We start from the raw sequence: 25720 nt of genomic DNA, 5'->3' as shown, positions 1-25720 counted from the left end.
TAGGGCATTTAATATCATCGATGATTATAACAGGGAGGCACTGCATATCGAGATTGATTTTTCGTTGACCAGTAACCGTGTCATATGGGTACTCAACCATCTGATAAATAAAAAAGGAAAACCTAAAAAGATCAGGATGGACAATGGCCCTGAGTTCATCGCCCACATTGCCAGTGTCTGGAGCGAGATGCACGAGATAGAGTTTAAATATATACAGCCTGGAAAACCTACCCAAAATGCTTTTGTAGAGCGGTTCAATGGTTCATATAGAAGAGGTGTCCTCAATAAATACATTTTTGAGAACATAGACCAGGTAAGGGAACAGACACAGATATGGATGGATGATTATAACCATCATTTACCTCATGATTCCTTGGGTAATATTGCACCTATAGAATATGCGAAAAGGCAACATGCCGCTGCCGCGGGGCTCATTTTAAAATAAATTGGCTTTTAAACAGAAATATGAAGAGAAAGCCAATTCATTTTAAAACGGAAAAAATTATATATTTGGATTAACAAACAGTTCTAAACTGGGGAAGCCTACATTACAAAAACGTTAGTCAGAATTTGAGACAAATATGAATATAGAAAACATAGAATATTTTTTTTAGAAACTCCTCTTTGTGAAAAATTCGAATTTGAAGAAACAGATGGAAATATATTATACAATTTAGTATTCTTCAAAGGTAAATTAGACTCATACTGTCCTTCTTGTAAAAAGGAAAGCATTTTCATTGGCACTAATAATCCTCCGTCATTTGGAATGGGTGAAGTCAACTCATTAAAAGATATGTCTCAAGTTGGAGGCAAAGATTACTTTCTCAATAAAATTCATTCAATCGATTTATATTGTAGTCGAAATCGGTTTCATTAAATGCAACAGATTATATGTTTAACAAATAAACAAATTTTTAAAATTGGTCAATATCCTTCAGTCTCAGAAATTTCTCAGCCAGAATTGAAACGATATAGAACAGTATTAAGCCCAGAGAAATATTCGGAACTAAATCGAGGAGTCGGATTGATTTCACACGGAGTTGGAATAGTGGACAGCAAATTTGCAGAGAAAATATGAAAAGTAAAAAAACGAAAGCCGTGTATAATTAATTGCTGATTCGAGCTTGCTTAGAAAATCCTGGGAATTTTCCAAAGCTCGATCAAGGCTTCGTATATTTAGTGTTTGCCACCGCAATAATCATTAAACCATAAATTCATTTTGATATTTAAAACATTCCTCATCATGACAAAATCAACTTTCCTGTTCTTAACTGTTCTTTGTTTACTCCTAAATGAAACCGTATTAGGACAAGTGCATAGTTCTGCCCAAATTGATTCACTAGTACGTAAATCCATGTCAATTGCACCAAATGCTGGAATTGCAATTGCTGTGGTCAAGGATAATAAAATAGTCCATTTAAAAGGTTATGGTGTTACTTCTGCCAAGATCAAGAAAGCAGTTGATGAAAACACGTTATTTGCCATCGCCTCCAATTCTAAAGCGTTTACTACAACTGCATTGGCCATTCTGGTGGATGAGGGCAAATTGAATTGGACTGATAAAGTAGTCGATTACATACCTGAATTTAAGATGTATGATCCATACCTTACGGAAAACTTCAATATTCAAGACCTACTGACGCATCGAAGTGGTCTGGGTCTTGGTGCCGGCGATTTAATATTTTTTCCTGATGGATCAGATTTTACAATGAAGGATGTACTCAACAGTTTTCAATACCAAAAACCTGTGTCCGCTTTTAGAACAAAATACGATTATGACAATTTGTTATACGTAGTTGCTGGCGAAGTGATAGCGAGAGTAAGTGGCATGGGATGGGCGGAATTCGTGAAAACCAAGATAATGACTCCGATAGGGATGAATCGATCCGCCGCAATATACCAAAGGATAACCGACAAAAGCAATGTGGCACTTCCTCATGCCGTTGAAAATGGAAAACTTAAACAATTGGAAACCTATACAAAAAATGACGGTTCATTAGCAGCAGCAGGAGGCATCTATTCAAGTGTTAACGATTTAAGCCAGTGGCTTTTTCTAAACTTAAACCAAGGAAAGTACGGCTCGTCTTTAAAAAATCAACTGATTACGAAAGAAAACCATGCTGAACTGTGGAAACCACATACAAATATTGATTTTACCGTAGAACCTGAAACACCTTACAAAACACACTTTGAAGCTTATGGACTTGGCTGGTTTTTGAGTGATAAAAACGGACATGTTGTTGTAGAGCACACTGGCGGTTTACCAGGGATGTTATCGAGAACGATTCTTATTCCCGAACTGAATCTAGGAATAGTTGTTCTTACCAATACAGATCCGGGAGGCTACAGTTATCATACCATAGCCCAGGAAATCATGGATGCTTATTTAGGAGTTGAAAAAAATGATTGGGTCTCAATTGCAGAAAAGAGACTTAAAAAAAATCAAAATGAAAGTGATTCCGTCACAACAGCGGTTTGGGAAACTGTAGCTAAAGCACCTAAAAATAGCATTGATCCCTCTGATTATATCGGAACCTATAAAGACAATTGGTTTGGTACTATCGAAATTTTATTAAACAATGGAAAGTTGTGGTTTAAGTCGTTAAGATCGCCAAAGCTTAATGGCGAAATGTTCTTCTATCAAGCCAATACATTTGCGATTAAATGGGAGTATACAGATATGCCTTGTGACGCTTTTGCAATGTTCAATCTAGATGAGAACGGCAAAGCACAAGGTATAAAAATGAAAGGCATATCGCCAAATATCGATTTTAGTTTTGATTTTCATGATCTCGACTTGAAACGCATTGAAAAGTAATCTCAATGCAAAAATAACTAGAGATTATTTGTAGAAATGGTTAGTGCGGTATAATATTGAAAGATTAAACTGAATTGATTCCAACACTCATAAAACCAATCTAGGTGTTGATTAAAGCAGAACTATTATAAGACAATTGTCTGAGAAAAAAATATATAAAAGCCGTTTCAATTGGGTTTGAGAAGGCTTTGTGAAATTAGAAATAATTTTATTACTACGAATCAGGACATCGGAGATAAAACCGAAAGACCCTTTGAAAATCGAGTTCAGACCAACTATCAATTTTTAATAGATGGCAACGAAACTTTTAAAAATGAGGACGCACTAATTTAAAACAACTTTCCAATACCAAACCCTAGGCACCATGAATTATGGCTGCCAATCTTAATATCACTAACTAATGAAATACCAAGTTCCCAATCTTTTGGGAGTTCCCAGCCATATTCTGCGCCAATTCTAACGAGTGCCAAATTCTGTTCAGCCGCAAACTCAACGCCTCCCCCGGCCATCACTGAAAAATGCGCTCCAAATTTATAAGATGGGATAAGCGCAATAGCAAATGGCGAGGATCTTTTTTGTACAATTTCATCGCTATCTTCAAATTCAAAGTTTTCAAGAACCATATCTGTATGGATCCCTAAGCTCCAGGTTTCATTAAAACGATAATCGTAATCCAGACCCCAACTTGGTGATGCAATCCAAGATTTTGATCCATCAGAGTCAATGCCCGACGGAACGTGTGTATGGCTCAATACCAGCATTACCCGATGGTGCTTAATGGCTTCTTCAGCACCTTCGCTTGGTTCTGTTTGGCTTAAAGCAGTAATGGGTAAATAACAAAACGTAAACATCAGCCAGTGGATGGCTTGTTTTTTAAAATCTGATTTTTGAGTAAGAAGTTTCATGGTTGAGATGTATTAGATATAGTTAATATAATTAAAGAGTGTTCAAATAACTGACCACCTTATTTTTTTATAATGAGATATCCCATTGGATTCTAAATCGCCATTCGCTATTTAGTCCGGTATCTACCTGCAGATAATCAAAATGGCTGACCTCAAATGTTAATTTATTTTTATGCTCCTTAAAGAACCAATTAAAGGCTAAGGTCTTTTCATGTTCATGCTCATCAATAATTAAATTAGGATCATAATTGGCATATCTAAAAGCCATTTCAAGCTTTTTTGGCCACCACTCAAAAGACTGATGGAACAAATACCCGGCTTGTAAATAGTAACCGCTGATTTTTGAGCTTTGGTCATTATCTACTTTATCAATGATTTGCTTATGATGAAACTCTGTTTGCCAACTGAAACCCCTGTATTTAAATGCTGTTTCCCAATTGGTTTGATTAACCCTATATTGTCCTGCTTCCCCATCTTCATATCCATACAACGATCCTCCTCCTGCCGCCGAAAATCGTGTATATGGGCTTCTATTTGTTACGGCTGCAAATGCGACAAAAGCTGACGGCGTTTCGTGAATTTCCAAATCAGAACCTTCAAATTTTAGTGGCTCTCCCCAAAAATTCCATTGCAATCTGCCAAAATACATCAGATTTTTATCATCATTTACGGTAGATCCTCTTCCTGTACCGGTCAATATTGCCGCCCAATAGCTAAAATCTAAAGGTCCTTTTCCGTCAAGATGCCCATACAACTCCATTCCTTGTTGTCTATCTAATGTAAATGGCCTATTAATAATAGAGCGCTCTACCATTTCCTGTTCCCCACTACTGATACGTCTTTCGTTGGAAAATTCGACTTTCCATTGGCCCACTTTTAAATTTAACCATTCCCATTTCTCAATCATTACCCTGAAATCAAGAATTTTAGAGCCTGACAATTCATACTCCCAATAATATTTCAACCACTCCTCAAAAGCATGGCCACCAACTTTTAGTCGGGCCCTGTTTATTTTAAACACCGTTGACCTATCATCCGAAAAATCATCTAAGGTTATAGGATCTTGATCATTTGGTGTGGCTACTCTAAATTGCAATCGGGTTTGTATATGTAGTAAATGTTTTCCATCATTTGTTCGAAACTCAAATCCTTTGGGTCCGTATTTAACACTTACAGGTCCAACTGAATCTTTCTTTATTTCTTGAGCACTTCCTAAATGAGTGGCAAAGAATCCAACTACTATCAGAACGACGATTTTGCTATTTTTTACAATCATCAATAGTTTCTTATGGCTTTATTATGCACCTTATTAATTATTAAAATTCTTTTATTTATTATACGTTGGATTTTCTAACTTGATTTCAAATTTTCAATTCTTCAGCTCGGGGGTAGAAGCTTTCGACTTGCTTTTGACATTATCATTAAAAATCCGGATCCTTAAAATGAAATCGCTTGAATTATTAATCGTCGCCGTATTGTTTTTGGATTCGTTAAAGATCAAAAACATTTCAAACCGCCAATCACTCTTTAATTTATACCCTAATCCGGGAGCAATCCTAAACACATCGTTAAAACGATCTGATTTTTTAACATTAAAAAACATTTCAAAACTTAAGGGAATGTACAACCCATGTGTAAACTCAAAAAGATGTTTCTTCCAACGGAGATTGGTCGAAATTCTATAGCGAATACGGAAACCTGAATCCCATCCAGAATTATCAAATGAGTTCTGAAAACGCTCTTCAAGACGTACGTAATTCAATAGATTAACTCCTTTTACTGTAGGAATATTAAATTTAAACCCCTGAAACAAACGAAATTCTAGGTTGTCGTTATTGTCATAATTATTAGTGTAAATAAGTCCAGCGCCCACTTGAAAAGTACTAACCAACGGGGTTTTTAAATTTAAGAAATCGAGGCCTTTGTTATTAAACTCTAAAGTAGAGACCGCAAGAAAGCGATCATAGATTTCAGGTGCTATTTTCCTGTAGCCAACTTGAGTGCTTAATAATTTTGACTCACCAATTAAGTTTTTAAAATTATAATCTAACCACAACTGCTGATTTACTTTAACATCCTGATCACTAATACTATCTTGGGCATTCATATGCATTTAAAATTGTAACAATTAAAAGGAAAAGCTGGAGCCTTCTATTATCAAATTAATGTCAGCATTGGACCATATATAAGCAGAAGACGCTTTTAATGTCATAATTTGGATCACATCTCCAATTTTTAATAACTTATGATGACCCTATTTGTCTTTATTGCACAAAGATGCTATTATCATCTATTCCAGGCATGTCCAAAAACAAAGTAATAAGCCCAACCTTCAGGACCATAAGCTACATCAATCCCGCTTCTAAAATTCAATGTTCGGGCCAAAAGATATCTAAATCCGCCACCTACGCCATAAGCCAAATCGGCATCTTTAAATGATTGGTTGCGTTGTATCGCTTTTCCTACACCTCCAAAAGCAACCCCACTCCATCGCCTCGTAAAATCATAACGTTGCTCAGTAGCTAATAGCATCGTTGTATGCCCTTGATAACGTGCGGATGGGACCCCGCGTAAATCGATTCCAGGTAGTAAATAAAAAGGAGGTGTATCAAAAATTTGTTGAACTTCCAATCTTAATCCGCTAATCCAATTTGGTTTGATAGCATAAAACCATGAGCCTTTTGCATCGAGGCGCTCATACTTATAATCACTTCCTGTCCAATCAGCATTGATTCCAAAATCGAGCTTCGCATAAAACCCATAATCAGGTGTGAACACAGAATTACGTTTGTCAATTTCTAAAAAGACGCCCAATGATGAGGTCTTGCTGTTTATTTCTTTTTCAGAGACAAATTCCGGCATTTCTCTTTCAAAATTTGGGCTGACTTTGGTATTTAAAAATAAATAATCGAGACCTGCATAAAGTCCAGTTTTACCAAGTTCTTTAGAAATCGCAGTATAAAAATAGGCGGTCTTAAAATTAAACTCAAATTCCCGTTCTCCCAAAAGCGGGATATTTCTATAAAGTGAAAGGTTGATACTTGTATAGCCCCCTGAGACTCTATACTTTATTTTCTGTTTCGTAAAAGAGCCTATTCTAGCGGCACCAACACCCCAGGTATTGTTACCCGTATAAATACCATATAAAGAAGTTACATCTGGTGGAAGATACTCACCAGAATCATTTTCTGGTTTTGCGTCTATAAAAAGAGGCGCTGCGCCAATACCTACCCCACCTAAAGCAGGTTCAGTAATAATAAAAAATACGGGAATAAATCCACTCGCTTGGTTTGCAAAACGACTCAAATCTAATTTTCCATCTAAAGTATCCTTTAAAATGGAATGGGTTTTAGACTCTTGGGCGTAGCTTTCAAAGAATAAACAAACTGAAAAGAATAGTCCCAGTAAAATACATACTTTCGATCTTAACATATCACAGAATCTTTAAAATAGACCTTTACATATGGTGATCTTATTTTCTTCATCCGTTTCACTATTACATCAAAATGCTAACTGATTTTCAATATGACTTGCAATTTTAGGCTCTAACCAAAATTAAGTCAATTTTTTTTGAGTACACAGATCTAAACGCTCGAATAAAAAAATAATATTTAATTTATCCTTGGTCCTGGTATCTAAAATATCACCAACCATATGGGATAAAGATCATATATGCCTCATATTATAAGCAAAACTGTTCTGATTTATCACAGATTCTATTTGTATCAAAAAAATCTATTGTTATTCAAAAACACCAGGTGTTTCGGACTTTCTAGCTGCTCGAACGACTGGTTCGGTTTGTATTTGCTAAATTGGTCAATTAAACAGTATAATAAGCCTAATAAATGAACCCTGCACGCCCTTAGGCCAACAAATTAAATGAATCAATTTTCCAAACCATGACTGCAGTTGATATTATAAGTAATGTATTTTTACCCTTATCCCTGGCAATAATAATGCTTGGAATGGGCATGACGCTAAGAGTTTCCGATTTTACAAGAATTTTAAAAAAGCCAAAAACCATATTAATTGGCCTCACCAATCAGCTTATATTTATACCAATTATTGGTTTTGCATTAGCCATAGCTTTTAATTTAGACCCAACAATGGCTGTAGGACTAATGATTCTGGCCACTTGCCCTGGCGGAGCAACAAGTAATTTGATAACGCAAGTGTGTAAAGGAAAGATTGCACTATCGGTCACATTAACTGCTATTGCAAGTATTATTTGTGTGTTTACAATACCTTTTATCTTGTCCTATGCCTTAGCGTATTTTGGTTCTGACACCAATGTTGCCATCAAATTGCCCATATTAGATACCATTATTCAAATAATGGGAATTACAATTATTCCAATTTCCATAGGAATGCTGATCCGTAGATTCAAACCCAGCTTTGCTCAACGTATGGAAAAACCAATGCGAATGGCTTCCACTGTTATATTTATAATCGTATTTATAGTCGTAGTAGCCGCGAAATTTAATATGTTAGGTACTGCAATGCAAGAAGTAGGACTCGTGACCTTACTATTAAATATAATCACCATGGGATTGAGCTATGTAACCGCTAGAGTATTTAAACTGAAGTTAAAAAGCACCATCTCCATCACCGTAGAAAGTGGTATACAAAACGGAACCCTGGCCATTGTAATTGCAACGACTATTTTAAATTGCAACGACTATTTTAAATAATTTAGAAATGAGCATTCCCACTATAGCATATACCATATGGATGTTTACAACTGGGGGGAATTCTCATGTGGCTTCTTGGAAAGCGGTCTGAAGCACATTCAAAATAAATAGCCGGAACTTTTGTACTAAAGATAGTTCTTTATCTATGATTCCCAATAAAAATAAGGTAGAAAGTCAAGCCATTCAGATTTTATTTTAAACTAGACATTGATAAATTTATAATTTGATAAGCCCATTATTTATGAGGCTGCTCATCTTATCATAAATCCATTAACCAAGACAAACTTTTTTTAAGCTTATTCATGTAGCTTTACTGATTGATTTCAAAAACTTCAAACTTCAATGATATTTAGAATAATAATGCTATTGGTTTTATCGACACCTACCATCTGCCTCAGCCAAGACACTATGATTAATGGAAAGGTACAGAATTTTGAAAATAATGAACCCTTGGCTTTTGTCAATATCGGAATCGCAAATAAAACAATTGGAACAGTTTCTAATAAAGATGGTATGTTTAAGCTTTTATTAAACGATAAAGCGACCAAAAACGATACAGTTACATTTTCATTTGTGGGTTTTAAAACTGAAAAGTATTTGATTTCAGAGCTAAAGCAAGAAAACAATAGCATTCATCTGCACCCTGAGAACACCCAATTGGATGAAGTTGTTATCAGCTCAAAAAAAATCAAACTAAAATCCAAGAAAATAGGCCGGTCATCAAAAGGATTAGGGCTCAACCACATGAATTTTTATACCGTTCATGAAAAAGACGTTGACGATAGATTGAGCAAGGAAAGAGGTATGAAATTTAAAATTAGGAAGAACTGCCATGTCAAGAACTTGAATTTCAATATCACTTCCAACGATTTTTCTTCTCTAAAATTTAGGGTGAATTTTTACAAAATCGAAGACGGACTTCCAACAGAATTGTTGCTATTTGAAAACATAATTTTTGAAATAAATAACACTTTTCTGGGATGGTTTAAAGTCGATTTAGAACCATATAACGTTTATATAAAAGAAGACATCCAAGAGATTGCCGTAACCTTACAATGGTTAGAAAGCGTAAAAAACGATGAAACGAGTAAATATTTTTCAATCTCTACGGCTGCTTCACCTTTGAGCACCGCCTATTTCCGCGAAAAAACAATGGATACATGGACGGCAGCAAGTCAAAATCTGAGTTTTTATTTAAATGCCAGATGCGAATAAAAAATGAATCGTCAATTATTCTATCAACGCAGTGCTCCTTCAGGAAATTTCACCTTGTCTGGTGCTGCATTCAACATTGGCAAAGCTTCCTTTAAAACACGATTTCTACGCCCAGTAGTGTCAAATGGTTCCACAGGATAAGAAATTACCGCTTCCATCCAGGCAAAGGTATTTATCCTAAAGTAAACGGCTGGTTCCCATATTCCTAAATTATCAGAGGCACGTTCTGGATAGTGTTGCTTAAAATCATTAAGCGCCGCTTTCAATAAGCAGTCTTCCACAAACTGCAAATCACTTGTATAAGCAATTTGTAGCGCTGTTTCATTCCATATAAATGGTATTTGTGGACCAGAATAATTGATAACCTCCTCTCTCAATATCAAACTATTAGGAAACCTGATAATGCGTCCGCTCCTTCTATCATTACCTAAATAATCCCCACTACACTCCAAAATAGACGTGTCTAAATAACTTATTTCTACCACATCACCACGAAGTCCGTTTATTTGAATACGATCTCCAACTAAATAAGAACGCCTAAAAATCAAATAAATCCAGGCAATAAAAGACGTAATTGGGGCTTGCAAAGCAAAGCCCACTACCAATGAAAATAAACCAACACTTAATGCCGCCGCATAAAGACTCTTAAATAAGAACGAAATGACCACTATAAGACTAAAAACGATGGCAAGAAACCTGATAATCCTTAAAAGATTATAACGGTCGCCCTCTAGACGAGTTTGCGTATTGACGACTCTTTCAATTATTTTACTAATTAGGAAGATCAAGGAAATTAAAAACAAGCTTAGACTTAGTTTTTTTAAAAAGGGAACATACGCATCCCACCGATCAAAAAACTCTAACTCCAATATATAATGTACGGCAATCAATAAGACCGCCGTGACCGAATACATAGTAATCCAATGCTTATCTTTCTGAACTTTCATATCGTTTTACGCTTCTTTGGCATGTGAAATTAATACTTCTTATTTAAATAAGAGTGCATTCTAAAATGAAAATCTATTTGGATGGATCCAAAACCTCATTATATCATAAAAATAAAAGCGATAGAAATCATGGTTAAGGTTTAAGATGTTACAGCATAAAGTCTGGTTTGACTGATGGCGTCATGAAGAATTTACCCAATTTTCATAAAAAATAATAACATCTTTCCATAAAACAGCGTTAAGTACTTTAAAGGCCAAGCTTTTTGATTTATATTTAACCCATGTTTCACATATATCACCCTTTATATTTATGAATAAGTTTTTAAAACGCCTTTTGATCATCCTTGCTTTTGTGGCTGTAGGCTTGTTTTTATACTCGTATTTTGTCGAAGATATTTTCTCAAAACGAGAAAGTCCAAAAGATGTCGTCAAATTTGAATTGAACGATACGAAGTTGGAAGTGCTGTACAATAGACCTTCTAAAAAAGGACGTGAAATTTTTGGTGCTTTAGTGCCGTATGACAAGGTATGGCGAACAGGAGCCAATGAAGCTACTACCTTTAACACTAATAAAACCCTGATTGTAGATGGAATTTCCGTCCCTAAGGGCACCTATACGCTTTGGACCATTCCTAAAGACAGCATTTGGAAAGTTTATTTTAACACCAAACAATATCCGTGGGGCGTGGACGAGCAAATGCGACCAATGCGCGAACCAAAATATGACCTTTTGGAGGTTGATGTTCCTGTAATTCCAATTGATAGCACCGTAGAGCAATTTACCATTGCTTTTGATAATACCGTTGATATTTTAAAAATGACCATGGCCTGGGACCATACCAAAATTGAAGTCCCTTTGTCCATTAGTAAGGTGCAACCTCAATAGGCAAAATTAAAAACAGTTTGACCAACAAGCGTAAATCTTCAGCACTTCAAGAAAGTAAAGGTGTTTCTGAACCAGAAAGCACTAACAAAAAAGCCATTGCTGCCATTAGAAACAAACGGCAAACGCAACCTTCAGCCGGAGATTTAGTAAAAGGTATTCTCGCCAAAAACCCCACAGCACTTAGCAGGGCCATAACCTTGGTGGAAAGCACCAACCCACAGCATTTAAAAAAGGCCAACGAGATCATTCAAAAATGTTTGCCCTATGCCAATAAATCAATTAGAATAGGCATTACTGGAGTTCCAGGCGTTGGAAAAAGTACGTTTATTGAAACTTTCGGGACATTTTTAACCTCACAAGGAAAACATGTTGCTGTTTTAGCGGTAGACCCAAGCAGCACGTTGAGCAGAGGCTCCATTTTGGGCGATAAAACCCGAATGGAAGAATTAGTTAAGAACGATAAAGCCTTTATCCGTCCCTCACCTTCAGGAAGCTCTCTTGGCGGTGTAGCCCGTAAAAGCAGAGAAACGATTATCTTATGTGAAGCGGCCGGATTTGACACTATTTTGATTGAAACCGTAGGTGTTGGACAAAGTGAAACTGCTGTACATAGTATGGTCGATTTCTTTTTATTGCTGAAAATCACCGGTGCTGGTGATGAGTTGCAAGGCATTAAACGGGGCATTATGGAAATGGCCGATGCCATTGTAATCAACAAGGCTGATGGCGACAATCTTAAAAATGCTAAATCCGCCAAAGTGGAATTTAACAGAGCACTCCATCTCTACCCACCAAAAGATTCCGGATGGCAGCCCAAAGTGTTGCTGGCTAGCGCACTACACAACACAGGAATTCCAGAAGTTTGGCAATTGATTGAAGAGTATATCGCTCTAGCAAAGCAAACTCATTTTTTCGAGCACCAACGACGTGAACAAAACAAGTTTTGGCTGCTTCAAACTATTGAAGACCGACTCAAGTCTGATTTCTACGCCAATACCACCATTAAAACTGAATTAAAAATTCAGTTGAAACGTATCGAAAATGGAGAGACCTCTCCCTTTGCCGCCGCAGAAATCTTGCTTGCCATGAAATAGCACACTTGCGAAGGCAGGAATCTTAACTTAATTTTGGGTCTCGGGTTTCAAGTTTCAATTTAAAATAGGCATTTTATTCTAATGCATATAAATCACTATAGTGGTTAAACAGATAGAGCGCAAAAGATCTCTTCAATTTCACCTAAATACTTTGACCTTATTTGAAACAACCAATTAAACTTTAATTCTTACCTAAAATCTAAAAATCCATTTCATTGTAGATCTTTCATAATAAGCTATCTTTGTCGCGAATTGGTTTTACACACTTATCTAAGAAGTAAAGGGTGTAATTAAATGGGAATTCTGTTAAAATCAGAAGCTGTTCCCGCAACTGTACGCTTAGTCCCTAGATATCGGGATGCTTATTGTAGTTACTACTTACCACTGTCACGTTACACGCGGGATGGGAAGGTTCACAATAAGACGCAAGCCAGGAGACCTGCCAAGTCCACTAACATTACAAAAAAATGACCTGTTCGGGATAAACAGAATTTATGAGACATGTATTCGCGTATATTATATTTTTATGCACTTTCCTTGTCCATTCGCAAGAGAAGGATACGGTTTTGGATACTATTTTCTTAAAAGCTGAAAGGTTGAAAGACAGATCCATTGGTCAGCCTATTATTACAATCAACAAAACAAGCCTCTCCAATTACCGCCCACAACTTACCGAAGTATTACAATTTGAAACTCCTATATATTTTAAGGAAAACGGTTTTGGAATGGCCACTTCAGCATCCTTTAGAGGCACTTCTGCCCAACAAACCGCGGTGGTTTGGAATGGTATCAACATCAATTCCATCTTTTTAGGGCAAACGGATTTTAGTCTTGTCACTACCCAAAACCTATCTGAAGTGCTGGTACGTCCTGGCGGCGGAAGCACCCAATTTGGTACGGGCGCCATTGGTGGGGTGGTCTATTTAAATAATAATTTAGAAGTTGGTACAGAGAACACCCATGAGTTTAAGGCAGCTTACGGCAGTTTCAATACTAAGAACCTAAGTACCGATCACAGTATTTCAGGTGAGAAATCCAATTTACAAATTGGTTTAAGTTATCTAGATTCTGATAATGATTATAGGCACCCAAACACGGAAGATTATAACGAAAACGGTCAGTTTTATAACCTTAACGCTTCAGTAAACGGCATGTATCAACTAGATAGCAAAAACAGCATTAAGCTGTATTCCAATTTGTTTACAAGTGATCGTCATTTGTCAATTGTTGAAACGTCACAAACTCGGAATAAATATACCGATGACCATTTACGTTTGTTGGGTGAATATCAATACAAATCAGGCAAAAATCAATCCACGGCAAAAATCGGATTAATCAACGAAAAGTACCGATTTTATCCAGAATTAGACACGAATGATGGCTCAAGTAATGGCAATGGTTGGACGTATATTGCCAACTATAATTACCAAATGCAGTTTAAAAAACTCTTGGTAAATGTTGGCGGGGAATACAATTTGGCGACCGCAACAGGCACCAATTACGATAATGTCAAACGACATACCGGAAGCGCCAATCTCTACCTCAAACATCAATTGACAAAAGACTTTAACTATCAAGCCACATTACGTGGTGAACTTAATGAAGGTTTTAAAAGCCCACTTCTCTTTTCTTTTGGTTTCAAATGGCAACCTCTTCCTGAATACGCTGTGAACATCTCCATCTCCAAAAACTATAGAACGCCTACTTTTAATGATCTGTATTGGCCAGGCGCCGAAAACCCTGATTTAAGAGCAGAATCGTCTATCCAGTATGAACTTTCAAACGAATTTAATTTTGATAATTTAAGGCTTATCCTCACTGGGTATTACAATAATATTGACGATATGATCCGTTGGTTACCTTATTCCGGCAATTTATGGCGGCCAGTCAACACCAACAGCGTGTGTTCTTATGGACTGGAAAGTACCATGCATTACGAGTTTAATATCAATGCACATCAATTAAAAATTAAGGCGCTCTATAGTTATACCGTTTCTAAAAATAATGAAACAGACTATCAATTAATTTATGTGCCTTATCATAAAGCAACCTTGGGCCTGACCTATGAACATAAAGGTTTTTCAACGCGACTTAACACCATTTATACAGGGGAAGTCTTTACGCACAGTGATAATAACCTTGACACCATTCTTGATGACTTTGTTTTGACCAATCTATCGGTCAATTATGCTTTTGGAAAAAACACTCATTGGATCTTAGGTACTAGAATTAACAACCTATGCAATACTGATTACAAAACCATGGCTTATCGCCCTATGCCCGGCATTAATTATCATATTAATTTAACTCTAAAACTATAATAAACATGATCAAACATTTATTTAAATTCAGCACCCTTAGCTTACTTGTCCTATTAATATTCACATCTTGTAGTGATTCTGACGATTCTGCACCTCTAATCAAAGGCGACTTTGAGAATGGCTATTTCGTGAGCAATGAAGGAAAGTTTCCTGACCCCAACGCGTCTGTAACTTTTATTAGCAAGGATTTGAACACAGTTTCTAAGGAAATATATAAAAATGCTAACGGAAAAACCTTGGGCAGTGTGGTACAATCAATTGTATTTGAAAATGATTACGCCTATTTGGTAGTAAACAATAGTAATAAGATTGAGGTTGTCAATCGGTATACCTTTCAAAGTGTGGCTACAATTACGGAGAAAATTAACCAACCAAGATATGCCTTGGTGGAAGATGGCAAACTGTATGTGACTAATGAGGCAACAAAATCCGTAGAGATTTTTGACGCTAATAGTTTCGCACATATAACATCTATCCAAATCAATAAATCTGTGGAGGAAATAAGAGAAGACAATAATTTTATATATATAATGAATCCTTCCTATGACACTGACTCTGACTACAGTAATATTAGCAAGAACATTACGGTCATCGACTCAAAAAACCATACCATTGTTAAAGATCTTACTGTTGGCGTAGGTTTCAACTCTATGGAGATTGAAGACGGAATCTTGTATGCCATGCACGACACAGGCATTACTAAAATTACCACAAGCAACAATGCCGTAATTGGAGAGATTACGTTTGAAGAAGGACTCTCAAATGCAAGTAAATTGGAGTTAGAAGATAACTACATATATTTTGTTTCAGGATCCAAAATTTATAAATTTAGAACAGATCTAACTTCATTTTCAAATACTGAATTTGTAGATACAAAATCCACAGGATCTCCTTGGGATGTAGGTTATGGTTTCAACGTAGTTGATGATAAGTTATTTTATACCGACGTTAAAGGATTTACTGAAAGTTCTGAAGTAAACGTTTATGATCTTGACGGAAAATTCTTAAAGTCCTTTAAAGCGGGCATTGGAGCCAATGGGGTTTATGGTAATGATTAATAAATGCTAAGAAATTAATTTCCTTTTGAAAGTTTATGAGTTCAGGAGTTTATAGGTTCAGGGCTGTCTTTTTTAAAAAACATTCTCTAAATCCCTAAACAAATCAGCTCATAAACTTTTTTTATTAAAAATGGCAGGAATTGTTTTAAGCTGCCAATGTGTTTTTAATTGATATAAGGAGCACTTGGCATGGCGCAAAGTCGAAAGAATTGCGCTCTAAGAACAACTTTTTAACGCGAATAATAAAAGCACCTAAAGATTTCTATGTTAACAAATCCTAAGGCATCAATCAGGCTATTCCAGTCCAGTTTATCTTCTAATCTAAACTTTTCACTTAGTCTTCCTGTCGAATTTGCTACCATATACGATTAACTTTCCTCGTTAAATTCTTTGTAAATATTTTCAACCTACGTTCATAATTAGTTGTAAATGCCTAACTTTTCAACAACTAATTTAAAATACAAGCGTGCTATGGCATTATTCACTAAAATTAAGTCCATCATTAACCTGATGAAAGAAGTTGATTTTGATGATCTCAGTAAAATCTCAGAGAAGATCGATTTACCAAAAATCATGAAAACAGTAGGAGAACTTGATGACAATCAGCTCAACGGACTCATGAAAATGCTCAGTGAAAAAAGCAAAAAAGGCCAACACCAGCTTCCTCCTATTGATGGTGATTTTTATGATCTTGATTTAAAACTCACTCAAGAGCAACGGGCCATCCAAATGAAGGTTCGCAACTTTATGCAAGATGAAGTAGAGCCCATTGCCAATGATTGCTGGAATAAAGCAAAATTCCCGATGGACCTCATTCCAAAACTGGCAGCACTCAATATTTGTGGTGTCGCTTATAAAGGTTACGGCTGCCCTGACCTCCCCTTTATTATGGAAGGGATCATTGCAGAAGAATTAGCGCGTGTGGATGTCTCCATTTCTACGTTTTTTGGTGTTCACAGCGGACTGGCCATGGGCTCGATTTACCTCTGCGGAAGCGATGAACAAAAAGAGGAATGGCTCCCTAAAATGCAAAAAATGGAATTGATTGGTGCTTTTGGCTTGACCGAGCCTAATGTGGGAAGTGCCGTGGCCGGCGGGATGGAAACCACCTGTAGGATTGAAGGTGACGAGTGGGTGTTAAACGGCCAAAAAAAATGGATCGGAAATGCTACGTTTGCTGACGTAACCATAATCTGGGCAAGAGATGAGACATCCAACAAAGTAAAAGGCTTTTTGGTCAGAAAAGACACCCCAGGATTTACTACCGAAAAAATGGAAGATAAGATGGCCTTGAGAACGGTCCAAAATGCCATCATCAGTCTAAAAGATTGCAGAGTTCCAGAAAAGGACCGACTTCAAAATGCTAATTCCTTCCGAGACACCGCTAAAGTTCTAAGGATGACCAGAGCGGGTGTAGCATGGCAAGCGGTAGGTTGCGCAAGGGGCGCTTATGAGAATGCCTTGAAATATACCAAAAAACGGGAACAGTTTGGAAAACCCATTGCTTCCTTTCAATTGGTGCAAAACCATTTGGTAGAAATGTTATCTAATTTGACCGCGATGAAAACCATGGTCTACCGACTTTCTGAATTGCAAGATCAAGGCTTGCTGACCGACGAACACGCCTCACTAGCTAAAGTATTTTGCTCTTTAAGAACCAGAGATGTGGTGAGTCAGGCGCGCGAAGTTATGGGAGGCAACGGTATTTTGTTAGAATACAACGTTGCACGGTTTGTGGCCGATGCCGAGGCTATTTATTCTTATGAAGGCACCAAAGAAATCAACACCCTCATTGTTGGACGCGCCATTACAGGTTATAGTGCGTTTGTTTAACAGATGAAATAATAGGATCATACAATTTACTGGTTTAAAAAACTCAGACTGGTATAATGTCCAGTATTGTAAGCACCAAATTTTCCAAATTCTAATGGTCTGGCATAGCCTAAAGTTACGATAGAATCTACTAAACTTTTGAATGGCTTAATTCCTTAAATTTTTGATAAATTATCTATGTAAATTAATATCTTTCAAACGCTTTTCAGACTTTTGCGCAAAACCTCAGATTTCTACAAATTGAGCCATAAATAGTGTAAACAGATCTTAAAATAAAAGAAGAATTATTTGAAACAGATACATTTTATAGTGAACCCTACCGCTGGTTCTGGCAACCACCCTATCAATCAATTTTTTTTGGAAAATTTTTTTGATAAGGAACGTTATGCGGTCACCATAAAAACTTCTGATTATAAAAAACACGCAAAAACTTTGACGAATGCCTCCATCGCGGAAGGCGCCGCTATTATTGTAGCCTGCGGCGGTGATGGAACCATAAACGAAGTCGCGTCCTGTCTGGTAAATACCAATGTCGTTTTGGGGATTATCCCTCTAGGATCAGGTAACGGATTGGCATCCAATTTAAAAATACCAAAAAATATTGGGCGTGCCATGTCTCTTATAAAATCCGAAACCGTAAGGAAAATTGACGTTGGACGCGTAAATGAGCAGTATTTCTTTAGCAATACCGGTATTGGCATTGATGCCCAAGTGATCATGCACTATGAAAATTCCAACGAGCGAAAATTGATAAGTTATATCAAATCGTCATTAAAAGCGTTACGTGGCTTAAGTTATCGAAATAGAATAACGGTTGAAATCAATGGGAAAACCATCGAAACGGATCCTTTCTTAGTATTTATATCCAACTCCAATGAAATGGGCTATAAATTAAGTTTAACACCAATGGCCTCCTTACAGGATGGTTTATTGGATGTCTTAATTGTCTCCAAAATGTCAAGATTAAAGTCATTAGTCTTTGGAGCATTGATTTTATTCAAGAAGCATCATTTGTTAAATGAAGCGCAGAGTTATCAATCCAAAACCATCAAAATTCGCAAAGCCAGTCAAAAAGCTTACGAAAGTCAAATTGATGGTGAGTTTTTCAATATTGAAAGTGAAGTTCTTAACATTTCAGTTTTGGAAAAATCACTTCAGGTCATTGCCTAAGTCTTGGTTCTTCCTTTTCGTCTGAAATTTATTGATCATATAAAGGTTAAGCTTGTAGAATAAGATGCCCGTCAACATACCAAATAACATCCCCAACAATACATCCAACGGATAGTGCACCCCAATATAGATGCGACTATATCCCATTAAGATTGCCCAAAAAATTAGAATATATATCAAGTATTTGAATCGTTTTTTTAAAGTCAAGCCAATAAAAATTGCCGCTGCCATAGTGTTACTGGCGTGCCCAGAAAAGAATCCATATTTTCCACCACAACCAGATTTCACCAACCGCATACTATCAATCAATTCCGCCAAATGGCAAGGTCTCAACCTGTGAAATCCATTTTTAAAAAGGTTGGTTACCTGATCCGTAACCAAAATCATCAAAGCTACGGCTACAATGGTAATCAAAAAGCCCTTTAAATGCAATTGTTTAAAAATCAAATATAACAAGAGCGCGTAAAACGGAATCCAGTTAAATTTAGAGGTATATGCCATCCAGAATGAATCCCATTTTGGCGTTCCCATACTGTTCAAATAAATGAACACATCTGTATCTAACTGTAATATTTGCTCAAACATTAGGCATTGTATCTTTCAATTTCACGATCATAGAAATCTGTAGCCAACTGAATTAGGTTCTCAGTTTCAGATGCGATTTCCTTTTCATCATGTTCGTCAAACTCTTCCATCCATTCCACCTCATCATCTTCAAGGTTTAATATAAATCTAGGAAATTCAGTATGAATGATATAAATCGCTTCTGGAAAATCGGTGTTATCGCCGAGTATAAATTTTGGTAGTTCCATTGTTTGAGGTATAAGAGTTATGAGAATTTAAAATGTCTAAAGTAAAGTTGATTCTAAAATTTGAACATCCAAATGATAATTAAACACCATATAATTTAAATGCAAAAATATCACATTTTTTTGAGGTTAGATACTATAATTTAGAAAGAGACAAAAGTCTATAAATATCTTATTTAATGAAAATTATTTTTCTAAAGCAAAGACGAATTCTTATTGGTCATGGTTTCTCGAATAAAGTCAAAATATCGAACTTTAGAAACTTAAGAACTTCAATTTAGGCGCGTTGAACGTTAGCCGTCTCCAATTTGATCAGTTTCTTGGTCAAATAATTGAATCTAATGAATAATAAAATAGCCGCACTAGTAAGTCCTGCAATCAATCCGAGCCAAATCCCAACACTTCCCAAAGCCTCTTCTTTCCCAAAATAAAAGCTAATTGGAAACCCGATGGCCCAATAGGATATAAAAGTAATGATGGTCGGAATTTTTACATCCTGCAAACCTCTAAGCGCCCCCAGCGCCACCACTTGCAAACTATCGCTGATCTGAAAGACAGCTGATACCAAAAGTAAAGTAGAAGCTATGCTCACAACTTCCCGCGTATCAATGGCATTTAACGGATCTTCCAAGTCCACGTAGATGGTTGGAAGGATCTTATGCAAAAGCACGAAGGCTATGGCAAATACAAAGGCCAAAATTACGCCCAATAGGAAAATGGAGATGGCAATGCGACGTAATTCCGTAAACCTTTTAAGTCCTTTCTGATTCCCTACCCGAATCATTGCGGCTACACTCAACCCAGTAGCCACCATAAAGGTCATTGACGACAGGTTTAAAGCTATTTGGTTGGCCGCTTGTGGATTCTGTCCCAAGGTACCACTGAGCCATATCGCCGAAGTAAAAATGGCAACTTCAAAGAACATTTGCATTGCACTTGGCAATCCAATACTGATAATCCGTTTTAGCATGGCAGATTCTAGCACAAAGATTTTGATATTGGTGACATAGGCTTTCGATTTTTCGCGAGCTCTTAATAACCACCATAAGAAAAAGACCATGACGACACGGGAAATCAAGGTGCCCAGAGCCGCTCCAACAATACCCAATTCCGGAAATCCAAACTTTCCGAAGATCAACAGATAGTTCAATACCACATTGATGACGTTGGCTACAATAGTGGCATACATTGGATATTTGGTAAGTGAAAGTCCATCACTGAATTGCTTGATGGCCTGAAATATAATTAGTGGAATCAATGAAAACGCCACCAAATCCAAATATGGAATTGCAAGCACGACCACCTCTTCAGGCTGGTCCATGACATACATTAATGGTTTTGCCAACAGAAGAAGCAAGAACAACACAATTCCCAACGTCGTACATAAAAATAGGCCATGCTTAAATGCCGATTTTCCCTTGGCGAAATTCCTTTCCGTATCTGCTTCCGCTACCAAAGGCGTGATTGCGGTTGAGAAACCAATTCCCAACGACATGGCAATAAAAATAAAACTATTGCCTAAAGACACTGCAGCGAGCTCAGCTGCCCCCATCTGGCCAACCATGATATTATCTACAAGACTGACAAAAGTATGGCCCAACATGCCCAACATGACCGGTGCAGCCAAGTTTAAGTTGTACTTAAATTCCTTTGTATATTGCGTTAAAATCACTTTTTAATTTTGAAGCTGCAAAGGTAATGGATTGCTATTCTTTATGAATCACTTTCTGAATTTATTTCGATGAAACGGAGCAACAACCTAAGAGTTATTAACTTACACAGGAATTTTGTTAATAAATTGAGGCTTATATATTACGAAAGAGCGCTGATATCTGCTATTTTTACATAAAATACATGATGCTGCTATTGATATATAACTTCTACAGAATGCTCATCATCTAATTATGAAAGTTTTAGATATTATTTTAGAGGGATTAAAAATTTTATTCTTAAAACATTCCAAAATGAAAAAAGGGGAAATTTTCCCCTTTTCGTTTATCTTAAAACGAACTAATTCCTTTAGAAAATCTCCTAAGGTTTTAGGGAATATTAGAAGCTGACGTCAAAAAAAAATCGCGCTACAGTATTGGTTCTATGAATTTAAAATAACGACGTCACCTGTTGTTTTGCAGTTTCATATTCTGAGACCAGATCTTCAACAATTTTGGCTACCGGTTTAATATCGTGTATCAACCCTGCAATCTGGCCTATTTCCAATTCACCTTCTTCCAAATCGCCTTCAAACATGCCACGTTTTGCTCTGGCTCTTCCCAATAGAACTTTAAGATCATCAGAAGTTGGAGACATTTTATACAATTCGACAATATCATCATAGAATTTATTCTTGATCAATCGAACTGGTGCCAATTCTTTTAAAGTCAAATGCGTAGCGCCTTCCTTAGCATCTACAACCACCTCTTTGAAGGCTTGGTGTGCAGAACTTTCCTCGCTCGCAACAAATCTACTGCCCACCTGAACACCATCTGCTCCTAATACCATAACTGCCAACATCCCTTGACCGGTGGCAATACCTCCAGCTGCAATTAATGGAATATCTAATGCTTCTCTAACCATTGGAATCAATGTCAAGGTAGTACTCTCTTCCCTTCCATTATGCCCACCCGCTTCAAAACCTTCGGCAACAACAGCATCAACACCAGCTTCTTGGGCTTTTAATGCGAACTTCACACTGCTCACCACATGAACAACAGTAATCCCACGTGCTTTAAGCCAAGAGGTCCAAGTTTTAGGATTTCCTGCAGAAGTAAAGACAATTTTAACCCCTTCTTGAACGATGATATCCATGATTTCTTCAATATTTGGATAAAGCATAGGTACATTGACGCCAAAAGGTCTATCTGTAGCCTTTTTACATTTTTGAATATGTTCCCGCAGCACCTCAGGATACATGGAGCCCGCACCAATGAGACCAAGAACTCCTGAATTACTTGAAGCAGAAGCCAATTTCCATCCACTGTTCCAGATCATTCCTGCCTGGATAATTGGGTATTGAATTTTAAAAAGTTCGGTGATTTTATTTGACATTTAAGATTTGATAAATTTAAAATTAAAAGCTGAGTTATTTGAAATGACACTGAGCGTGTATAGACCAGAAGCTAAATGTGATACATCCAGACCAGACTGGGTTTTAGAATAGGATTGTTCGATTATTATTTTGCCAACCGCATCATAAACTTTCAATATACGAACTTCAGAACGATCCGGTACGCGAAAATAAAGCCTATTTACAACAGGATTGGGGTACACTTTAAACTTTGGGAGATCGATTTCTGTAATTGAAAGTCCTGAAGATAACGCCAACTGAAAATCGGGAATTCCAAACCCCAAAAAATAGTCAGGAGCGCGGTATTGGGAAGCTGATAATCTCACGAATTGCTTAATTTCTTCAGCATTAGCATTGGGTAACGCCTGCCACAAACATGCCAAGCCTCCTGCTATAATAGGTGCACTAAAAGAAGTACCACTATTAATAATAATATCGCCTGTTTCTGAAATCACATTAGGTCCAGAGCCTTGCGCCACCACATCCGGCTTTTGACTGGGTTGAAATATATTACCTCGCGAGCTGAACGCCGCGTAAAGACCGTTGGCATTGACAGCCCCAACAGTAAAAACGCCAGAAGCATCCGCGGGTGCCGTGACAATTCCCCAGGGCTCATTTCCAGAATTCCCGGCAGAATTAACCACCAATAATCCCTTCTGAGAGGCAATAGTCGCACCTCTACTGATAAAGGTCGTCGTCCCATTCATTTCTGAGGGCACATAATTATAACTAGCATTGTCAAAGGTATTATAGCCCAAAGATGAATTGATAATATGGACACCCAGACTATCGGCGCGTTCCGCTGCTTCTACCCAATAACTTTCTTCAACAGGGTTTTCACTGGCAACTTCTTCCGTACGAAACAAATAATAAGAAGCGTCCGGTGCAGTACCTACAAATTTATTTTCAACATAGCCAGCCATGGTACTCAGAACCTTCGTTCCGTGCGAACTTCTAGTAGACTCGTATATGGCTGGAGTTTTGTTTACAAAATCATAGCCACCCAAAAGCCTATTATTATTTCTTAATCTGCTGAATGCTGCCATGGTATTGACATTAGGAAAGCCCCCATCGAAAACAGCAATAATAATCCCTTCTCCAGTATAGTTTTCAAGGTGAAGCGCATCAACATTGATCATGTTTACCTGGTTTTGGGTACTGCCGTAAGTAAAATCCTCCAAACCCGCTTCTATCGCAAACTTATCTTGTTGAACTCTGGCTCTTGATAGAACGGCCAAATCTTTATTGGCAAAGTCAATTGAAGCAACAAAGTCCAAATCTAACAGGATTGCAATGTCAGAGGCTTCCCCTCTTACGTGCACAGCATTCATCCATTTTGATTTCGCCAAAACAGTAATGCCACGGGTAGCTTTTAAGAGGGCAATATACGACTCGTTCACAGGCACATCTCTAGAATCGATGGCTATTTGATGTGCCTTTTTTCTTGCAATAGCCTGTTGGGAAAGTATTGCACTAGGATTTTGAATGGAGACTTCTACATTTTCTTTATCAGAAAAATAAACCCACGCATCTTGTTGGGCAAACATGGCAGGAGAAACGCAAATTAGAAGAAACAGAAATATCTTTAAATTCATCAGTAATAATTTGGCAAAACTATTACTGCAATTTAAGAAATAACTCCCGAACCAACTAATTCGTCTTTAAGGTACCACGCCACAAACTGACCTTCGGTAATGGCTGACTGTAAGTCTTGAAAAACGACGTAAAGGCCATTCTCAAGTTGGTGCAAGGTTGCTTTTTGAAGCGGTTGACGGTATCGGATCCGTGCTTCAACATCCATAGTTTGATCCATGTCCAGTTTCAAATCCTCGCGAATCCAATGGACTTCAGTGTTGGCAACAAATAACGCTTTTTTTAGCAAACCCGGATGCTCTTTTCCCTGACCGGTATAGATTACATTCTCTTCAACATCCGTATCTATCACAAATAGCGGATCGACGGTGCCACCAACAGAAAGTCCTTTGCGCTGGCCTTTGGTAAAATAATGCGCGCCTTGATGCTTTCCTACCACTTTTCCATCGGAAATTTTATAGTCAATTTTACGCGTCAAATAAGCAAACTCCTCGGCTTCAGAATCGAAATGCGGTTCAGTTTGATGGTACAAGGGTTGTTCTGAAGGAATTTCAACAATGACGCCTTCCTTTGGTTGCAATTTTTGTTGCAGAAATTCGGGAAGTCGCACTTTACCAATAAAACAAAGACCTTGTGAATCTTTTTTATCAGCGGTAATCAAATCCTGTTCTGCTGCAATTCTTCTGACTTCTGGCTTTGTTAGCTCACCAATGGGGAATAATGCTTTTGATAATTGCTCTTGCGACAATTGACACAAGAAATAAGATTGGTCTTTATTGGTGTCCACACCAGACAACAGCTGGTAAATTTCTTTCCCATCTTTTTGAAGAGTTCCTTTTCGGCAATAATGGCCAGTAGCTACGTAATCTGCACCCAAATCGAGTGCAATTTTCATAAAGACATCAAACTTGATTTCTCGATTGCAAAGCACATCAGGGTTTGGTGTTCTTCCTTTTTGGTATTCATCAAACATATAATCGACGATACGTTCTTTATATTGCTCACTCAAATCGACCGTTTGGAAAGGAATTCCTAATTTATCGGCCACCAACATGGCGTCATTGCTGTCATCCAACCAAGGACATTCATCTGAAATAGTTACTGAGTCATCGTGCCAGTTTTTCATAAACAAGCCAATAACCTCATAGCCTTGCGCCTTTAACAAATAGGCTGCAACACTTGAATCAACACCTCCCGAAAGTCCTACTATTACTCTTTTCATTTTGCAAAATTACGAAGTTTATTGCAGATAAGGTAATGCGACGGAGAATTTGAAATTGAAGTTAAAAAATGTGACGGATGACAAACGACGGGAG

The 25720-nt window shown here is 37.3% G+C and carries 21 protein-coding genes and 1 riboswitch; of the genes, 10 read left to right on the top strand and 11 right to left on the bottom strand.

Annotation, left to right across the window (positions count from 1 at the left end):
• Both G525_RS20510 and G525_RS0107175 read left to right on the top strand, forming a co-directional pair.
• Nucleotides 1-445 (top strand): integrase core domain-containing protein (locus G525_RS20510; RefSeq protein ID WP_035479184.1); only part of this gene is annotated, 445 nt, incomplete at its 5' end.
• Between the two features lie 798 nt (nucleotides 446-1243).
• Nucleotides 1244-2818 carry a serine hydrolase gene (locus tag G525_RS0107175; RefSeq protein ID WP_027125552.1) on the top strand — a complete coding sequence of 525 codons (1575 nt, stop codon included), beginning with the start codon at nucleotides 1244-1246 and terminating at the stop codon, nucleotides 2816-2818.
• A 329-nt stretch (nucleotides 2819-3147) separates the two neighbouring features.
• Here the strand turns inward: G525_RS0107175 and G525_RS0107165 are convergent, their stop codons facing one another.
• The 4 genes from G525_RS0107165 to G525_RS0107150 form a co-directional block, all read right to left on the bottom strand.
• Nucleotides 3148-3723, bottom strand: coding sequence for a hypothetical protein (locus G525_RS0107165; protein WP_027125551.1), 576 nt, complete (start codon nucleotides 3721-3723; stop codon nucleotides 3148-3150).
• Nucleotides 3724-3790: 67 nt separating this feature from the next.
• Nucleotides 3791-4999 (bottom strand): OprO/OprP family phosphate-selective porin, encoded by a 1209-nt coding sequence (locus G525_RS0107160; protein WP_027125550.1) that lies wholly within the window; start codon nucleotides 4997-4999, stop codon nucleotides 3791-3793.
• 93 nt (nucleotides 5000-5092) lie between these two features.
• The gene (locus G525_RS0107155) at nucleotides 5093-5830 is read right to left on the bottom strand and encodes a DUF2490 domain-containing protein (protein ID WP_169514432.1); all 738 of its coding nucleotides are present in this window, start codon (nucleotides 5828-5830) and stop codon (nucleotides 5093-5095) included.
• Between the two features lie 179 nt (nucleotides 5831-6009).
• Nucleotides 6010-7155, bottom strand: coding sequence for a BamA/TamA family outer membrane protein (locus G525_RS0107150; protein WP_027125548.1), 1146 nt, complete (start codon nucleotides 7153-7155; stop codon nucleotides 6010-6012).
• Between the two features lie 467 nt (nucleotides 7156-7622).
• Here G525_RS0107150 and G525_RS20505 point away from each other — a divergent pair, with 467 nt between their 5' ends.
• Both G525_RS20505 and G525_RS0107140 read left to right on the top strand, forming a co-directional pair.
• Nucleotides 7623-8414, top strand: coding sequence for a bile acid:sodium symporter family protein (locus G525_RS20505; RefSeq protein WP_245577745.1), 792 nt, complete (start codon nucleotides 7623-7625; stop codon nucleotides 8412-8414).
• Between the two features lie 342 nt (nucleotides 8415-8756).
• Nucleotides 8757-9629 (top strand): carboxypeptidase-like regulatory domain-containing protein, encoded by an 873-nt coding sequence (locus tag G525_RS0107140; RefSeq protein WP_084647722.1) that lies wholly within the window; start codon nucleotides 8757-8759, stop codon nucleotides 9627-9629.
• A gap of 23 nt (nucleotides 9630-9652) precedes the next feature.
• Here G525_RS0107140 and G525_RS0107135 read toward each other — a convergent pair whose 3' ends face one another.
• Complete coding sequence (locus G525_RS0107135) at nucleotides 9653-10576, bottom strand: mechanosensitive ion channel family protein (RefSeq protein ID WP_027125546.1); 924 nt, start codon at nucleotides 10574-10576, stop codon at nucleotides 9653-9655.
• Nucleotides 10577-10886: 310 nt separating this feature from the next.
• Here G525_RS0107135 and G525_RS0107130 point away from each other — a divergent pair, with 310 nt between their 5' ends.
• The 6 genes from G525_RS0107130 to G525_RS0107105 all read left to right on the top strand — a co-directional run bounded on the left by G525_RS0107130 (nucleotide 10887) and on the right by G525_RS0107105 (nucleotide 18938).
• The gene (locus G525_RS0107130) at nucleotides 10887-11462 is read left to right on the top strand and encodes a DUF2911 domain-containing protein (protein WP_027125545.1); all 576 of its coding nucleotides are present in this window, start codon (nucleotides 10887-10889) and stop codon (nucleotides 11460-11462) included.
• A 17-nt stretch (nucleotides 11463-11479) separates the two neighbouring features.
• The gene (gene meaB / locus G525_RS0107125; RefSeq protein ID WP_027125544.1) at nucleotides 11480-12556 is read left to right on the top strand and encodes a methylmalonyl Co-A mutase-associated GTPase MeaB; all 1077 of its coding nucleotides are present in this window, start codon (nucleotides 11480-11482) and stop codon (nucleotides 12554-12556) included.
• 236 nt (nucleotides 12557-12792) lie between these two features.
• Nucleotides 12793-13017: riboswitch (cobalamin riboswitch) on the top strand.
• Nucleotides 13018-13050: 33 nt separating this feature from the next.
• Nucleotides 13051-14877: a TonB-dependent receptor plug domain-containing protein gene (locus tag G525_RS0107120; protein WP_027125543.1), complete on the top strand. Its 1827-nt coding sequence runs from the start codon at nucleotides 13051-13053 to the stop codon at nucleotides 14875-14877.
• 5 nt (nucleotides 14878-14882) lie between these two features.
• The gene (locus G525_RS0107115) at nucleotides 14883-15935 is read left to right on the top strand and encodes a YncE family protein (RefSeq protein ID WP_027125542.1); all 1053 of its coding nucleotides are present in this window, start codon (nucleotides 14883-14885) and stop codon (nucleotides 15933-15935) included.
• A gap of 471 nt (nucleotides 15936-16406) precedes the next feature.
• A complete protein-coding gene (locus tag G525_RS0107110; protein ID WP_027125541.1) occupies nucleotides 16407-17768 on the top strand; it encodes an acyl-CoA dehydrogenase family protein in 1362 nt (453 codons plus the stop codon).
• Nucleotides 17769-18056: 288 nt separating this feature from the next.
• On the top strand, nucleotides 18057-18938 hold the full coding sequence (locus G525_RS0107105) for a diacylglycerol/lipid kinase family protein (protein ID WP_027125540.1): 882 nt from the start codon (nucleotides 18057-18059) through the stop codon (nucleotides 18936-18938).
• Here the strand turns inward: G525_RS0107105 and G525_RS20500 are convergent.
• The 6 genes from G525_RS20500 to mnmA all read right to left on the bottom strand — a co-directional run bounded on the left by G525_RS20500 (nucleotide 18918) and on the right by mnmA (nucleotide 25626).
• Nucleotides 18918-19523: a phosphatase PAP2 family protein gene (locus G525_RS20500; protein ID WP_051209841.1), complete on the bottom strand. Its 606-nt coding sequence runs from the start codon at nucleotides 19521-19523 to the stop codon at nucleotides 18918-18920. The genes G525_RS0107105 and G525_RS20500 overlap by 21 nt on opposite strands.
• Complete coding sequence (locus G525_RS0107095; RefSeq protein WP_027125539.1) at nucleotides 19523-19750, bottom strand: hypothetical protein; 228 nt, start codon at nucleotides 19748-19750, stop codon at nucleotides 19523-19525. Before G525_RS0107095 ends, G525_RS20500 begins: the two co-directional genes overlap by 1 nt.
• Nucleotides 19751-20024: 274 nt before the next feature.
• Nucleotides 20025-21419 carry an MATE family efflux transporter gene (locus G525_RS0107090; protein ID WP_027125538.1) on the bottom strand — a complete coding sequence of 465 codons (1395 nt, stop codon included), beginning with the start codon at nucleotides 21417-21419 and terminating at the stop codon, nucleotides 20025-20027.
• Between the two features lie 428 nt (nucleotides 21420-21847).
• Entirely contained in the window at nucleotides 21848-22792 is a 945-nt protein-coding gene (locus G525_RS0107080; RefSeq protein WP_027125537.1) for an NAD(P)H-dependent flavin oxidoreductase, read from the bottom strand.
• Complete coding sequence (locus G525_RS0107075) at nucleotides 22793-24406, bottom strand: S8 family serine peptidase (protein WP_027125536.1); 1614 nt, start codon at nucleotides 24404-24406, stop codon at nucleotides 22793-22795.
• Nucleotides 24407-24438: 32 nt separating this feature from the next.
• On the bottom strand, nucleotides 24439-25626 hold the full coding sequence (gene mnmA, locus G525_RS0107070) for a tRNA 2-thiouridine(34) synthase MnmA (RefSeq protein WP_027125535.1): 1188 nt from the start codon (nucleotides 25624-25626) through the stop codon (nucleotides 24439-24441).
• Nucleotides 25627-25720: the final 94 nt, after the last annotated feature.

The organism is Gelidibacter mesophilus DSM 14095, from assembly GCF_000423005.1.
Taxonomy (GTDB): Bacteria; Bacteroidota; Bacteroidia; order Flavobacteriales; family Flavobacteriaceae; genus Gelidibacter; species Gelidibacter mesophilus.
This window is presented reverse-complemented; position numbering and strand designations above follow the sequence as displayed.

What these genes read in the sequence shown, in the direction of transcription:
- G525_RS0107140 (WP_084647722.1), top strand. Translation starts at nt 8,757, where the DNA reads ATGATATTTAGAATAATAATGCTATTGGTTTTATCGACACCTACCATC.
- G525_RS0107080 (WP_027125537.1), bottom strand. Translation starts at nt 22,792, where the DNA reads ATGTCAAATAAAATCACCGAACTTTTTAAAATTCAATACCCAATTATC.
- G525_RS0107135 (WP_027125546.1), bottom strand. Translation starts at nt 10,576, where the DNA reads ATGAAAGTTCAGAAAGATAAGCATTGGATTACTATGTATTCGGTCACG.
- G525_RS20505 (WP_245577745.1), top strand. Translation starts at nt 7,623, where the DNA reads ATGACTGCAGTTGATATTATAAGTAATGTATTTTTACCCTTATCCCTG.
- G525_RS0107175 (WP_027125552.1), top strand. Translation starts at nt 1,244, where the DNA reads ATGACAAAATCAACTTTCCTGTTCTTAACTGTTCTTTGTTTACTCCTA.
- G525_RS0107130 (WP_027125545.1), top strand. Translation starts at nt 10,887, where the DNA reads ATGAATAAGTTTTTAAAACGCCTTTTGATCATCCTTGCTTTTGTGGCT.
- G525_RS0107165 (WP_027125551.1), bottom strand. Translation starts at nt 3,723, where the DNA reads ATGAAACTTCTTACTCAAAAATCAGATTTTAAAAAACAAGCCATCCAC.
- G525_RS0107150 (WP_027125548.1), bottom strand. Translation starts at nt 7,155, where the DNA reads ATGTTAAGATCGAAAGTATGTATTTTACTGGGACTATTCTTTTCAGTT.
- G525_RS0107095 (WP_027125539.1), bottom strand. Translation starts at nt 19,750, where the DNA reads ATGGAACTACCAAAATTTATACTCGGCGATAACACCGATTTTCCAGAA.
- G525_RS20500 (WP_051209841.1), bottom strand. Translation starts at nt 19,523, where the DNA reads ATGTTTGAGCAAATATTACAGTTAGATACAGATGTGTTCATTTATTTG.
- G525_RS0107110 (WP_027125541.1), top strand. Translation starts at nt 16,407, where the DNA reads ATGGCATTATTCACTAAAATTAAGTCCATCATTAACCTGATGAAAGAA.
- G525_RS0107120 (WP_027125543.1), top strand. Translation starts at nt 13,051, where the DNA reads ATGAGACATGTATTCGCGTATATTATATTTTTATGCACTTTCCTTGTC.
- G525_RS0107155 (WP_169514432.1), bottom strand. Translation starts at nt 5,830, where the DNA reads ATGAATGCCCAAGATAGTATTAGTGATCAGGATGTTAAAGTAAATCAG.
- mnmA (WP_027125535.1), bottom strand. Translation starts at nt 25,626, where the DNA reads ATGAAAAGAGTAATAGTAGGACTTTCGGGAGGTGTTGATTCAAGTGTT.
- G525_RS0107115 (WP_027125542.1), top strand. Translation starts at nt 14,883, where the DNA reads ATGATCAAACATTTATTTAAATTCAGCACCCTTAGCTTACTTGTCCTA.
- G525_RS0107075 (WP_027125536.1), bottom strand. Translation starts at nt 24,406, where the DNA reads ATGAATTTAAAGATATTTCTGTTTCTTCTAATTTGCGTTTCTCCTGCC.
- G525_RS0107160 (WP_027125550.1), bottom strand. Translation starts at nt 4,999, where the DNA reads ATGATTGTAAAAAATAGCAAAATCGTCGTTCTGATAGTAGTTGGATTC.